The sequence below is a fragment of the Pseudomonas sp. GW823-FHT02C05 genome, assembly GCF_058797595.1.
Map to the genome: position 1 here is coordinate 509,184 of NZ_JBXAJU010000004.1, position 13,134 is coordinate 522,317.

Annotated in this window: 9 protein-coding genes; all 9 read right to left on the reverse strand. The window is 68.2% G+C overall.

Going from position 1 to position 13,134, the window contains the following annotated elements; all coding sequences use genetic code 11:
• Positions 1-19: 19 nt before the first annotated feature.
• The 9 genes from AC1RGE_RS23785 to tssJ are packed head-to-tail and all read right to left on the reverse strand — an operon-like array spanning position 20 to position 13,100.
• A complete protein-coding gene (locus AC1RGE_RS23785) occupies positions 20-1,222 on the reverse strand; it encodes an ABC transporter permease (RefSeq protein ID WP_015637478.1) in 1,203 nt (400 codons plus the stop codon).
• Positions 1,222-1,938, reverse strand: coding sequence for an ABC transporter ATP-binding protein (locus AC1RGE_RS23790; protein WP_011064245.1), 717 nt, complete (start codon positions 1,936-1,938; stop codon positions 1,222-1,224). Before AC1RGE_RS23790 ends, AC1RGE_RS23785 begins: the two co-directional genes overlap by 1 nt.
• Positions 1,938-5,021 carry a serine/threonine-protein kinase gene (locus AC1RGE_RS23795; protein ID WP_053160442.1) on the reverse strand — a complete coding sequence of 1,028 codons (3,084 nt, stop codon included), beginning with the start codon at positions 5,019-5,021 and terminating at the stop codon, positions 1,938-1,940. Before AC1RGE_RS23795 ends, AC1RGE_RS23790 begins: the two co-directional genes overlap by 1 nt.
• A 2-nt stretch (positions 5,022-5,023) precedes the next feature.
• Positions 5,024-5,758, reverse strand: a complete 735-nt coding sequence (locus AC1RGE_RS23800; RefSeq protein WP_053160444.1) for a PP2C family protein-serine/threonine phosphatase — start codon at positions 5,756-5,758, stop codon at positions 5,024-5,026.
• Positions 5,759-6,412 carry a type VI secretion system-associated protein TagF gene (gene tagF, locus AC1RGE_RS23805; RefSeq protein ID WP_011064248.1) on the reverse strand — a complete coding sequence of 218 codons (654 nt, stop codon included), beginning with the start codon at positions 6,410-6,412 and terminating at the stop codon, positions 5,759-5,761.
• Positions 6,409-9,915: a type VI secretion system membrane subunit TssM gene (tssM, locus tag AC1RGE_RS23810; RefSeq protein ID WP_053160448.1), complete on the reverse strand. Its 3,507-nt coding sequence runs from the start codon at positions 9,913-9,915 to the stop codon at positions 6,409-6,411. The genes tagF and tssM overlap by 4 nt, the downstream gene beginning before the upstream one ends.
• Positions 9,912-11,237: a DotU family type VI secretion system protein gene (locus AC1RGE_RS23815; RefSeq protein WP_011064250.1), complete on the reverse strand. Its 1,326-nt coding sequence runs from the start codon at positions 11,235-11,237 to the stop codon at positions 9,912-9,914. The genes tssM and AC1RGE_RS23815 overlap by 4 nt, the downstream gene beginning before the upstream one ends.
• A gap of 6 nt (positions 11,238-11,243) precedes the next feature.
• Positions 11,244-12,578 carry a type VI secretion system baseplate subunit TssK gene (gene tssK, locus AC1RGE_RS23820; protein ID WP_011064251.1) on the reverse strand — a complete coding sequence of 445 codons (1,335 nt, stop codon included), beginning with the start codon at positions 12,576-12,578 and terminating at the stop codon, positions 11,244-11,246.
• A gap of 15 nt (positions 12,579-12,593) precedes the next feature.
• Positions 12,594-13,100 (reverse strand): type VI secretion system lipoprotein TssJ, encoded by a 507-nt coding sequence (gene tssJ / locus AC1RGE_RS23825; protein WP_011064252.1) that lies wholly within the window; start codon positions 13,098-13,100, stop codon positions 12,594-12,596.
• Positions 13,101-13,134 lie beyond the last annotated feature (34 nt).

A 13,134-nucleotide genomic window follows, 5' to 3' on the forward strand; every position in this document is an offset into this window, starting at 1 on the left:
CAGCACGGTGCTGATCAACTTATACATCGCGAATTCCTTCACAGGCTTCTATGCGCGACACCCGCCAGCCGCCCAGCGCGGCGGCCAGGGTACTGACGCCCAGCGTCGCCAACAGGGCCAGCCCGTAATGGGCCGGCAGCAGGTGGCTGGCGTATTCGCCGGGCGCCTGCATGAACAAATGATTCAGCCCGGCCTGGGCCAGGCCATACAGGGCGCCGCTCAACAGCGCGGCAAAACCGGCGCTGTACAGCGCCTGGGCCACCACGAACAGCAGCAGCGCACCGGTGGAAAACCCCAGCAGGCGCAACACCGACAGCTCCCGGCGCTTGCGCTCCACCGCCGCCAGGGCCCCGGCGAAGATCGCCGCAAAGGCACCCGCCAGGGCCAGCCCGGCGATCACCCAGAAGACGATGGCCAGGTTGCGGCTCAAGGACTGCACCTGGGCTATGGTCTGGGCCTGGGTCGACACCAGCAGGCCGCGCTCGGCGAAATACAGACGCAATGGCTCGACATCCCCCAGGTCGCGGGCATACAGGCGAAACGCCGGGTAAACCCGCTGCCCGGCAGTTGCCTGGGCATCGCCGAGCCAGCCCAGGGCCGCCACAGCGCGTCCGTCGCGGTAGTCCTCGGCGGCCTCCAGCAGCGCCAGCGGGGCGAACAGCGCGTCCCGGGCAAAGGCCTCCAGAGGCAGAACGCCCTCCACCTGGACCCGGGTCCGCTGTACCTCGCTGCGCCCCGCCACCTGCCGGCCAAAGGTCGCCTGCAACCAGTCCCCCGGCTGCACCCCAAGCTTCTCGGCGGCGGTGCGGCTGAGCAGCACGCCACTCATGCCCCGGGGCGCCGGCAAGCGCCCGAGCAAGGGGTCGCCGGCCGCGGTGGGGAGCATTTCCACGGTCAGGCCGATATCCCCCGTGCCCCGGGACAGGTCCGCGGTGGCGGCGATCTGCCGGGTACGCGGCAAGGCAAAGGCCACGTCCGGACGCTGCCCCAACTGGGCGATGAAGTCGGCGCTGAAGCGCCCGCCGCCCAGGGGAATGATCTCGCGCACCGCCGGGTCCTTTTCCAGGCGCTCGGTGAGGCTGCTCACCAGCCCGAACTTGAGCCCGAACAGCACCAGCAAGGGGGCGATCACCGCCACCAGGGCCAGCACCGAACAGGCCGACAGCCAGCTGTCGGCCCGGTAGTCCTGCCAGGCCAGTGCCGCGGTCAGGGAGGCGCGCATCAGCAGGCCTCCCCAAGCGTGGCAGTGACTCCGCCATCGGCGTCGCGCTGGCAGGCGATGCGTCGTACCTGCAAGCCGTTGGCCCGGGCCAGGGGTTCGTCGTGGGTGGCGATCACACAGCACACCCCCTGGTCCCGCGACTGCTGCACCAGCAGTTGCATCACCCGCTGAGCGTTCAAGGGGTCCAGGGCCGCTGTCGGCTCGTCCGCCAGCAATACCTGAGGGTTGTGGGCCAGGGCCCGGGCGCAGCTGACCCGCTGGCGCTGGCCCACCGACAGCGCGGCGGGTTTCTTGTGCAACTGGTCGGCGATCTCCAGGCGCTCGGCCAGGCGCCGGGGAATGCCCTCGTCCGCCAGCCCCAACAACTGCCGGGGCAGGCTGATATTCGCGCGCACGTCGAGAAAGCCCAGCAGGCCGCCGGTCTGCAGCACATAACCCAGGTGCCGGCTGCGCAACTGCGCCAGCGCGCTGTGGCCGTCGCCGCGCCAGATCCCGGCAATGTCGATGGCATCCCTGGCCGGGGAGAACTCGAAGCGCGCCGCCGAATCCGGGGCCAGCACCAGCGCCAGCAGGTCCAGCAGCGTGCTCTTGCCGCAACCGCTGGGGCCGACCACCGCCAGTTGATCACCGGCACGCAGTTGCAGCCTGGGGATCACCAGGCTGTAGCGTTGGCGACCCTCGCCGCGGCTCTTGTGCACCTGCGCCAGATTGAGCATCACGGCAGGGTCGACAACGGAACGCGGTACAGGGCATCACCCGGCTCGGCATCACCGAAGCGCACCCAGTTGGCCAGATCGTTATGGAAGGTTTCGTAGAGGCGGATCTTCGAATCCAGCTCGTCGATGAAGTCTTCCTGCTCGGCCACGCTCAGGGACAGCCACAGGTCCTGGGTCATGTTCAGCGACTTGCTGCGGTACGGCAGGCCTTCCAGGTATTCCCCCAGCACGCCGCCGTCGGCCAGGTTGCCGCCCTTGCGCAGGGCCGACGGGTCGCGGCTCATGTAGGCACTGGCGCTGGCGATTTCCTGGAAGAAATCCTTGGGCGAGGTCTGGGTCTTGCGCGCCGCGTCGACGATCAGTTTCAGCGACTGCTGCAAGTCGTTGAGTTGCAGCTTGGTGAGCATCACACAGACCTGGAACGCCGGCAGCGCCGGGTTGGTCAGGTCGCGGTCGGCGGTCCAGGCGCTGACCAGCTGGGGCGCCTGGCTGGCGGACTTGCGGCCGAGGAAATCCATGTGCATGGCGTAGCCGATGGCCGCCGACTTCTGCGCGATGCTCGGCGCCGCCGCCAGCACCGGGACTTCCTGGCTCTGGTTGCTGCGCACCTGATGCACCAGGTCGGCGAACACCGTGCCGATCTCGTCGACCCGCTCGCCGAACTTGCCCACATCGCCGCCGGGCACCGGAATGTACAGGTCGCCGATCTTCGGGTTGGCGTCGGCGGTCAGCACCCGGTACTGGGTTTCCGCCTGGGCGTGGTTCTTCTTGCCGGCATCGGTACGCAGGTGCAGGGCGTAGATCTTGATCTGCTTGCCCAGGGCTGCCTGGCGCACTTCCGCCTCGTTCATCTGGGTGCGGCTGTAAGGGTCGTTCTTGCGCAGCGCCCCGGCATCGCTGACCAGCAGGATCAGGCGGCCGCCATAGCCCTTCCAGTCCATGCCCTCCACGGCCTGCATCACGCCGGCAAAGGCGTCTTCGTTGAACGAATGGCTGGAGACGCTGGTGGCCTTGACCTGGCTCACCAGCTCCTGGAAGCGCTGGGGATCGCGACCCTGGTCCAGGGTCACCAGGGTCTTGGTCACGTACTCCAGGCCCGGGGTCTTGCTGGTGTTGTTGCGAAAGCCCACCAGGCCGAAGCTGACGCTGTCCAGCTCGCCGCGCTGGGCGATCTTGCTTTGCAGCTCGTGCACCACATCGCGCACCTGGTCGATGTAGGGCTGCATCGACACCGAGGTGTCCACCACCAGCACCACCGCAGTGCGGAAGGCATCGCCGGCCGCCGGAGGAGTATTGGCCGGCAGGCGCTTGCCGCTACTGTCACTGATGCTCTGCGGGCTGTTGCCCGGGTCGATGGAAGCCACATTGAGCAACTGCACCGGCTGGCCGTTGTCGTCGAAACTCTCCTTGGAATCGAAGATCGGCAGCAGGTAGAACTGGTCCTGTGGCACCGCGCTGGCGTTGGGTTCCAGGGCCAGCACCTGCTGTTCGTCCTGGGGATTCTTCTGTGCCTTGAGCAGCAGGTTCTTGGCCGCCGCAGGGTCCGCCAACAAACGCTCCAGCTCGCTGGCCTGACGCACGAACATCACCGGTGCACGACCGGAACGCTCGGTGAATTTCAGCACCAGGCTCTGCTTCCAGTCGCTGACCTGTTCGGCCGGCAACCAGCCGGCGCTGCGACCGTCACTGGCGGCCCCCAGGCGCAGCCAGGAGTGGCCGTCGAGGTTCTTGCGCTGATACACGTAGAGCACCGAGAACGCCGGCACCGCCTGGCCCGGCGCAGCCCCAGGCTCACTGGAGAAACTCGCCCCTGGCTTGCTCAGCACCCGCTGGAACAGGGTTTTCTTGCCCGGCATCAGCAGCGGTCGCTGGCCGCCGTCGACATCCGCGGCCACCGGCTGACTGGCCGGGGGCGCCACCACCGCAGGCGTGGTGCCGGCTGTCGAGGCGGTCTTGGGTTCTGGCGCCGGGCTGTCGCCCGACAGCCACCAATAACCGGCGCCCGCCACTGCCAGGGCCACCGCCACGGCGACCCCAGCCAGGGCCAGCACCGGGCCGCGCCGCTGTTCGGAAGGCCCGCTGCCGGCTGGCGGCAGATTGGCCGTGCGCGGCGGCGCGGGCGGCTCCTCGGGCGGCTCGCGGCGCGGCGCCGGTCGGGGCGCCTGCTGCGGGATCTCGATGGACACCGGGGTCAGCCCGGCCAGGTCGTTGCCCTGAGGTACAGGCTGCGACGCAGCCTGGGGTGGCAGCGGCAAGGGCTGGATCAGCGTCGCTTCCACCTCGGCGGTGGCGGCCGGCAGGTTGTCCAGGGCCGCCAGCAAGGCGGCGGCATCCGGGTAGCGCTCGGCCGGGTCCTTGGCCAGCAGCTTGCGCAGGATGTGCTGGTAGCGACCGTGGTGCAGCGGCAGCTCCGGCAGCGGCTCGGTCAGGTGGGCCAGGGCCGTGGACAGCGCGTCGGTGCCGTTGTAAGGCAGCTCGCCCACCAGGATTTCATACAGCACCACCCCCAGGGCATAGAGGTCGGCGCGGCCGTCGATGTCCTGGCCACGAGCCTGTTCGGGGCTCATGTAGCTCGGGGTGCCCACGGCAAAACCGGCCTGGGTGAACTGGGTGCGGTCGTCCAGGGACTTGGCGATGCCGAAGTCCGAGAGCACCGCGGTGCCGTCGGCGCGGAACAGGATGTTGGCCGGCTTCACATCGCGGTGTACCAGCCCCTGGGCATGGGCATAGCCCAGGGCCGAGGCGATCTGGCGGATATAGGTCAGGCCCTGCTCCGGGGTCAGCCCGGCGGCGATGCGCTCTTTCAGCGTGCCGTTGGGCAGGTACTCCATGGCCATGTAGTACAGCTCGCCGACATTGCCGATGTCGTGGATGGTCACGGTGTGCGGGTGCGACAGCCGCGCCAGGGTCTTGCCCTCGCGCAGGAAGCGCTCGCAGAAGCTCGGGTCGGCGGCCAGCGCCGCGGCCATCACCTTGAGTGCCACCTTGCGTTCCAGGGAACGCTGGGTCGCCAGGTACACGCTGGCCATGGCGCCTTCGCCAATTTCGCCCTGGATGTCAAAGCCGGGAATCAGAATGTCCATGGTCAGTGTCCTGCGGCCTTGATCACGATGGCGGTGATGTTGTCCGGAGCGCCCCGGGTCAGGCCCAGGTGGATCAGGCTGCGCACCACGTCATTGGGCTCGCTGTGGCTGAGCACGTCACGCAGCTCAAAGTCCTCGGCGGTCTTGTTCAGGCCGTCGCTGCACAGCAGGAAGGTGTCGCCGTCCTGCACCTGCAGGTCGACCTGGGACAGCTCCAGCTGGGCCTCGACGCCAATCGCCCGGGTCACGATGTTGGCCCGCGGGTGCACCCGCGCCTCGGCCTCGCTGAGCAGGCCGCTGTCCTGCAGGTCCTGGACGTAGCTGTGGTCCCGGGAAATGCCTTCCAACTGTTCGTCCCGCAACCGGTACAGGCGGCTGTCGCCGGCCCACAGGCACACGGCCCGTGCCCCGCGTACCGCCAGCAGCACCACGGTGCTGCCCATCATGGTCACCCCACGGTTGGCGGTTTCCTCGCGCACCGCGGCGTTGACCGCGGCCAGGCCGTTGCGCAGCGCGGCGACATAGTCGTCCAGGCTGTCGGCGGCCGGAACCGCCCGCAGGCTGTCGACGATCAGGCTGCTGACATAGTCCCCGGCGGCGTGCCCGCCCATACCGTCGGCCACCAGCCACAGGCCGGTCTCCGGGGCTTCGAGCCAGGCGTCTTCATTGATTTTCCGCACCATGCCGACATGGCTGTAGCTGGCGGACTGGTAGGACAGTTGCGGCGCTGAACGCATTTAGACGGCACCCTCTTGTCCGAGCAAAAATTGCGCAAATTCACTGGCCGGCGGCAGGCCCTGGCAGCGCAACAGCATTGGGCTGATGTACTGCGAACCGCGCCCCCACCAGGCACTCGATCCCGCGCAGGCCTGGGCCGCGAGTACCGCGCCCCGGGCCTGTGGATCGCTGACGTAAAACCGCTGCAGGCCGGCGTAGTGGCTGCCTTCGATCCGGCTGGCCGGGCTTGGCGCGCCCAGGGCCTGCAAGCCCTCTTCCAGGGCTTCGAAACTGGCGCCCTCTTCCAGGGTCGCCAGCAACAGCTCTTCCACCTGTTCGAACCACTGCTCCGGGCCGCCGACCAACGAAGCCAGGTCAGCCTCGGGCTCCAGCAGCGCAGCCACGGTCAGGGGGAAATAGCGCCCCACCCGGTCGATGCTCGGCATCACCACCCCGACCGCCGCCTGGGGCCCGCAGACCCCGGGGGCCAGGGCGAAGCGCCACAACGGGCTGATCAGGTAGGCGTTCAGCCACTGCTCGCCCAGGGCGTTCTGGCTGGCCAGCAGCCCCGCCGCCAGCCAACTGTCCCAGGGGCCGATGAAACTCTGTGGCAGGCCACGGCTGACAAAATCGCCGCGGCTGGCCAACTTGCCGTACAGGCCGGGCGCCGTCATAGCCGCTCCGGCAGGCTGAAGCCACTGAGCACCCGGCTCTTGAACGGGTTGAAGGCGCTGCTGGCCCGCAGCTCGTAGGAAATGCTCGCACCGTCCACCCGTAGCCGCAGGTTGAAGCGGTCCGGCGAATTGGTGGCGGTCAGATCCGACTGCTCCAGCAGGCGGAACCAGGCCCAGGGGCCATCCAGGGTGATCCCGGAACGCCCGGTGGCCGAAGGCGGCATGATCGACAGGCGCACCACGCCGATACTCCCCGGGTTGGGCCATTGCATGGCCACCGGCCGGCTCGGGCCGTGGTCGTAGCTCAGTTGCTGGCCGTCCAGGTCGAGGAGGAACTGGCTGATATTGGCGTCCATCGCCACCGGTTTGAGTTCGAAACGCACGGCCGGCTGGGTACCGCCACTGGAGCGGAAGAAGGCATCGCGAATGTTCGAAGCGCGCTGGAAGGTCTGCAGCACGCCTGGGGAAATCCCCAGCTTCTGCGCCGCGCCTGGCTGCCAGCTCCAGGTGGTGGTCGAGGTGTTGACGTAGGGCTGCAGGTACTTGCGGAAGTAGTTGTCCATCACCCCGCCGGTGCCGAAGAACTGGCCGAAATCTTCCAGGGTCGCGTCCCGGGAACTGCCCGGCGACATCGGGTAACGGCCGCTCAGGGACTGGCGATAGACGTTCACCACTTCGCTGACCCAGGCCGCGTTCAGCTGGTTGCGCACCCCGCCCATCATGGTGTTGGTGGTGGAGCCCACCACCGACTTGACCAGCCCCTGGACCACCGGAGGCTGGCGCTCGGCGGTCAGGCTGACCCGCGCCGCAGCGGCGCTGGCCTGGTTCTTGGCCTCGCCCAGCAGCGCGTCGCCGCTGGCCCCGACCATGGCGCTGACCTGCACGTACAGGGCGTTCATGTCCGCCAGCAGGCCGTCGATGGCCGCCGGCTCGCCCTCGCCCTTGCTCACCAGGCTGTTGAGTTCGGCGAAGTGCGCGCTCACCGGGTCTTCGCTGCTGGCCACGGCAGCCGGGTTGGCCGACTGTTCCTGGCCCAGCAGGGTACCCAGGCGTTGCTTGAGCTGGTCCACACCGCCCTCGACCTTCTGGCCCTGGGCCGCCAGCAGGCGTTCTTCCTGTTGCAGGTCGGTTTCCTTGGCCACGGCCACCAACAGTTTCTTCAGCGGCGAAGTGGGCCCGGACAGAATCCGCAGCACGTCGGCGGCCTGGGCCACGCTGGTGATCGGCACGAAGTCGATGTCCGCCAGCAAGGCGTCCCACTGGCGCAGGTAATCCTGGAAGTACAGGCGGCGCACGTCGGCGGCAAGGCTGGCGACGTTCTGCTGGTCGGCCTGATCGCGACCCAGCACCCACTGTTCTTCCGCCAGGGTGCCTGCCTGGTTGAGGCTGGCCAGGAGGAAGCCCTGGCGGTAGCCCTTGGCGGTGAACAGCCCGCTCAGGGGCTCGCTCAACGGCTTGCCGCTCTTGCGGGTGAACACCAGCGCGGCGTCACGGCCACCGGCCTCGCTGAGGCGAAAGTCCGGCACGCCGTCCGGCAGCTTGGCGCGCTTGACCCGGTCATACACCCGCTGGGCCACCGGCAGCTGCTGCAGCTGGCGGCGCAGGTCGTCGATCAGGCGCTGGTCCAGGCGTGCGTTGGGCGGATGCTTCTCGAACAGCGCCTGCAGGTGGCCGGTCAGGGCCTGGCGTTGCTCGGGCGGCAGGTCGCGGGCCAGGGTGTGATCCCAGTCCAGGGTGATCCAGGCCTTGATGAAGTCCGGGTCGTAGTGCTCGCTGTCCGCCAGCATCAGGTAGGCCTTGAGCCCCTCGTAGAGGAAGTCCGAGTTGCCGCCGCTGTGCAGTTGCTCTTCGATGCGGGTCATCAACCGTGGAGCGAACACCGCCACCAGCAGCTTGCGATAGACGCTGGCGGACTCGGCTTCGAGCATGTCGCCCTGGTACAGGCCCAGGCCTTCGGCCCAGCCCGGGGCGTCGCCGGCCAGGTGGCGGGTGGCGTTGAGCAGCGGCAGCACCGCCAGCACATCGCGCTGGGCCGGGCTGAGGTTCTGCACGTCCTGGCGCACCGGGCCGACGCGCTGGTCGACCTGGGCAATGTAGGCCTGGTTGGCCCTGTAGCTGATGATCCACAAGGTACTGACCACCAGCACCAGGGCTACGGTGCCAGCCAGGGCGCCACGGGCGATCCATTTGCGCCGGCGCTCGACCTTGGGGTTGACCCCCACCAGCCCGCGCTCGGCAAAGGCCACGGCACTGAACAGCTTCTCGATGAAGTAGCTGCGCCCGGTGCCGGTCTGCCGCGCCAGGTGCTGGCGGTCCAGGTTCATGCTCTGGGCCATGGCGCCGATCAGGCGGTCGATCGGGCTGCCTTCCTGGGTGCCGCTGGTGAAGTACACCCCGCGCAGCAGTACCCGCTCTTCGAAGGCATTGGGCTTGAACACCCCTTCCAGGAAGCTCTGCAAGGATTCCTTGAGCGCTGCGAACTGCTGCGGAAAGCCGTAGATCAGGTCGCGCCGCGCCGGGTCGCGTTCCTGCTGCAGGCGTTCCACCAGGCGCTCGTTGAGCCGCTGCTCCAGGGCCGCCAGTTCCGCCGGCAGGTGGGCCAGGGGGCTGTCACCGCTCTTGCCGTCGTCCAGGGCGAAGGTCATCCCCCAGACCTGGGCCCGCTCTTCCTTGCTCAGGGAGTCGAAGAACTCCATGAAACCCGGCACCAGATCGAGCTTGGTGAGCATCAGGTAGATCGGGAAGCGCACTCCCAGCTGGGTGTACAGCTCCTGGATCCGCAGGCGGATCGCTGCGGCGTGGGCAGCGCGCTCCGCTTCGCTGCCGAGCAGCAGGTCGGAGAGGCTGATGGCAACGAAGGCGCCATCGATCGGCCGCCGCGAGCGCTGGGTTTTCAGCAGGTCGAGAAAGCCCAGCCAGGCTGCCTTGTCCACCGTGGCGTGGCTGTCCTGAGTGGTGTAGCGGCCGGCGGTATCGAGCAGCACGGCCTGGTCGGTGAACCACCAGTCGCAGTTGCGGGTGCCGCCCACGCCGCGTACGGCACCGGCGCCCAACTGGGCGGCCAGGGGGAAATGCAGGCCGGAATTGACCAGTGCGGTGGTCTTGCCGGAACCCGGCGGACCGATGATCACGTACCACGGCAGCTCGTAGAGATTGCGTCGCTCGTCACCGCCGAGCTTGGCCTTCTTCAGCAGCGCCAGGGCTTCGTCCATGCGCTGGCGCAGGGCGGCCAGTTCCTCGGCAGTGGCCACGCTGTCCGGGTCCGGCGGGGTGTCGGCGGCCAGGCTCTGCAAGACCTTGGCCGCATTCCGACGGGCCTGGATGATGCAAAACACCCGGTAGCCGATCCATAGCGCGAAGATGAAAATGATCAGCGCCCAACGCCGGCCTTCCGGTACCAGGAACTCCAGCAACGGGCCAATGAACCAGATGATCAGGCTCAGGGCGATCAGCCCCAGCAGCGGGATCACCCAGCGAATCACAAAACTGAAAAACGCCTTCACTCGACCCCCTCCGCCAATACGCTGATTTCTACCCGACGATTACGTGCCCGCCCTTCGGCGGTGGCATTGGTTGCCAATGGCTCGGTGTCGCTGCGGCCTTCGGCGCTGAAGCGCTCCGGCTGCCCGGTCTTCGCCGCAAGGATCTGCAGCACCGATTCGGCGCGCGCCTGGGACAGCTTCCAGTTCGACGGGAAGCGCAAGGTGGCGATCGGTCGGTTGTCGCTGTGGCCGGTGATCCGTACCTGGCCCTTGACCTTGCGCACGGCGTCGGCGATGCGCAGCATCAGCGGCTGGTAGTCGTCGAGGATGCTGGCGCTGGCCGAGGCGAACAGCTCGTCGCCACGGATGGTCACCACCGAACGGTCGACGGCATCTTCCACCGCCACCCGCCCGGCCTTGATGTCCTCGGCGAGGAAGCCCGCCAGGCGCGGACGCTCGACAATCTTCGGCTGGATCACCGGGCGGTCCAGGGTCTGCACCGGGATCTCGCCCAGGGCATGGATGTTCTTGAACACCGGCTCGGCGTCCGCCGCCAGTTTCAGGCGCAGGCCGAACAGCAGCGCCAGGAGCAGGGCCACGCCGATGGCGATGCCGACCCAGGGCGGCATGAACTGGGCCAGCCGGTCACGGGCCACGGTGACCCCGCGCCAGTGTGGCGACAGCTCGCGCTCGTGCTCGCCACGGGCGCTGCGGATGGTGGCCGCAGTGCGCTCGCGCAGGGCCTCGAGCTGGCTGCGACCATCGATCATCACCCGGTAGCGGCCTTCGAAACCCAGGCACATGCACAGGTACAACAGCTCCAGCAGGTACAGGCGCTCGCGCGGGCTTTGCAGGCAGTGCTCCAGCAGCTGGAAGACCTTCTCGCCGCCCCAGGCCTCGTTGTGCACGGTGATCAGCAGGCTCTGCTTGCCCCAGTCGCTGGTGCTGCCCCAGGGCGTGCTCAGCACGGCTTCATCCAGGGCAGTACAGAGCGCATAGCGCGCCAGCAGCACGTCGTTGCGCGGCACGCCGGCGGCTTCCGCGCGCTCCTCGAACTGGCGCAGGTAGGCCAGCAGTTGCGCCCGCAGGCTGGCCGGCGCCGGGTGCGCCAGGGTGCTGCGCAGCCTTGTGAGCAAGGCCAGCAGTGGGCCCGCGGCGCTTTCCAGGGGGTTCAGGCCACGGGCCTGGCCGGCCGGCAGCGGCGCCGCCGGCATGGCCAACGACGGCGCGGGCGCAGCAGCTGGGCGCCCGGGCTCGGGAGCACGGCCACCGGGGCGCGGCATGAATTGGGTACGGTCGTTGGGCGGGGACGGCTGCCCTGGCGAATCGTCGAAAGGATGCATCGCGACTTATCCTCGAATGGCCCAGAAGGCCAGGTTCAAGCCCGGGAATTCTCCCGCGACGTGGAACGCGAAGCCGCCGGAGTGAACCAGTTGTTTCCAGTGCTCGCTGCCACGGTCCAGCTCGTAGTAGGTCGAGCCTGCGTGGTACGGCAGTTGCCGCGGCGCCACCGGCAGCGGCAGCAGGCCGATGCCCGGCAGCTGCAGGTTGACCAGGTCGCGGATGTGCTCCACCGAACCCACCTTGCTCTGCTGGGCGAAGCGCCCGCGCAGGGTTTCGCCCGGCACGTCGGCACGCACCACCAGGATGAAGCTGGCGTTCTCCAGCAGGGTGCGGTCGGCCAGCATCGCCACGTGTACGCCGTAGGCTTTCTCGACGATGGGGATCGGCGTTGCCTTGCTGTCGATCAGCATCGACAGCGCTTCACGCAGGGCCTGCATCACCGGGGCGAAACTCATGGCCAGCTCATCGTGCTGGTACTGCGGGTATTGCTCAGGGCGCCGGGCGCTGTGGGTGAAGGTCGAGAACTCGCCGGCCAGGCTCACCAGCTCGCTGAACAGGCGCTCGGGGTGCAGCGGGCTGATCTGGCTCAGGTGGTTGACCAGGGGCTGGGCGCGGTTCACCAGCTGCAGGAGCATGAAGTCGGCGATTTCCGAAGCGCCCCCCGCGCCCGATGCCACCACGCGCCCGGCCAGGGCCTCGCCGCGCTGGTGCAGCAGGCCCAGCAGCTCGCTGCGAAAGGCGCTCAACGGCTTGGACGCGGCCACGTCCAGCACCGGCGGAATGTAGCTGTCGTCCAGCACCAGAGCACGGTCGGCGCGTTTCTCCTTGACCCGCACCACGCCAATGGCGGCGTAGTCGCTGAGGCCGTCCTGGGCGGTGAGCAGGCGCAGGGCCCGAGAGCCCACGGCCACCGGCGCGCGGTTCTCGAACGGTGCGTTGTCGTCACGCACCTCGCGCACCTGGCTCAGGTAGCGGGCACCGCCCAGCTCTTCGCCTTCGTCCACGGTGTCCCGGGCGCCGGCGCGCTTGAGGGGCAGCGCCAGGTACACCAGGCCGTCACGCAGGTTGTCGTCGATGCACAGCGGGCTGGGCGCCAGGTCGTCATGGGGAATGTTGAACGGCGTGCCGTCGGGCAGCAGGCCACGGGCGCTGACGATGGCCAGCTTGCCCTGGGCCAGCAGGCCCTGATCGATACGCAGCTCGGAGAACCCCCAGGCTCCCGTCGACAGCGGGCGGCTGCGGGCGTCGATGAGGTTTTCCAGGTAACGGTCATGCTGCTGGAAGTGCTGGGTTCCAATGAACATGCCTTCCGACCAGACCACGCGATTGTTCCAGGACATGGTTGCTCCGATTGCCTATTGGGCAGGGCTGGATGGGGATGCCACGAGCTCGGCGCTGACCGCGCGGACGTCGAGGACGATCTGATATTGGTTGCTCAGGCGCTGCGCGGTGTTGACCCCGACCCGCCACAGGGCCTGGTCCACTTCGCGATAGCCCACCAGCAGGCCGACCTGACGGGTGGCCGGGTCCAGGGTGCGCTTGAGGGTGAACTGGTCGCCGGGCTTGACCAGCACTTCATCCTGGTCGATCAGGTCCGGGCCGAGGGTAGCCGGCGCCCGCTCCGCCAGGGCGAAGTAGTCGGCGCGCATGAAGGTGGCCGGATTCTTCAGCTCGAAGATCCGTACCCGCACCGGCGTGCTCTGGCCATCAGGCCCGGGGTTGAGCCCGCTGACCGCCTGGAAATGCAGCTCCACAGTCGTGGCGCCGGGCGCTTCCTTGGCCGGTTCGCCGGGAGGTGGTGTGTCCTTGGCACAGGCCGCCAGTACCAGCATGGCAACCAATGTCAGCAATCGTTGAATCATCCTGCGTCCTCAATGACGTATCAGCTGTCCGTGT

Bases quoted from the DNA above. Each gene is read 5' to 3' on its own strand.
- AC1RGE_RS23785 (WP_015637478.1), bottom strand. From the start codon at position 1,222: ATGCGCGCCTCCCTGACCGCGGCACTGGCCTGGCAGGACTACCGGGCC.
- AC1RGE_RS23790 (WP_011064245.1), bottom strand. From the start codon at position 1,938: ATGCTCAATCTGGCGCAGGTGCACAAGAGCCGCGGCGAGGGTCGCCAA.
- AC1RGE_RS23795 (WP_053160442.1), bottom strand. From the start codon at position 5,021: ATGGACATTCTGATTCCCGGCTTTGACATCCAGGGCGAAATTGGCGAA.
- AC1RGE_RS23800 (WP_053160444.1), bottom strand. From the start codon at position 5,758: ATGCGTTCAGCGCCGCAACTGTCCTACCAGTCCGCCAGCTACAGCCAT.
- tagF (WP_011064248.1), bottom strand. From the start codon at position 6,412: ATGACGGCGCCCGGCCTGTACGGCAAGTTGGCCAGCCGCGGCGATTTT.
- AC1RGE_RS23815 (WP_011064250.1), bottom strand. From the start codon at position 11,237: ATGCATCCTTTCGACGATTCGCCAGGGCAGCCGTCCCCGCCCAACGAC.
- tssK (WP_011064251.1), bottom strand. From the start codon at position 12,578: ATGTCCTGGAACAATCGCGTGGTCTGGTCGGAAGGCATGTTCATTGGA.
- tssJ (WP_011064252.1), bottom strand. From the start codon at position 13,100: ATGATTCAACGATTGCTGACATTGGTTGCCATGCTGGTACTGGCGGCC.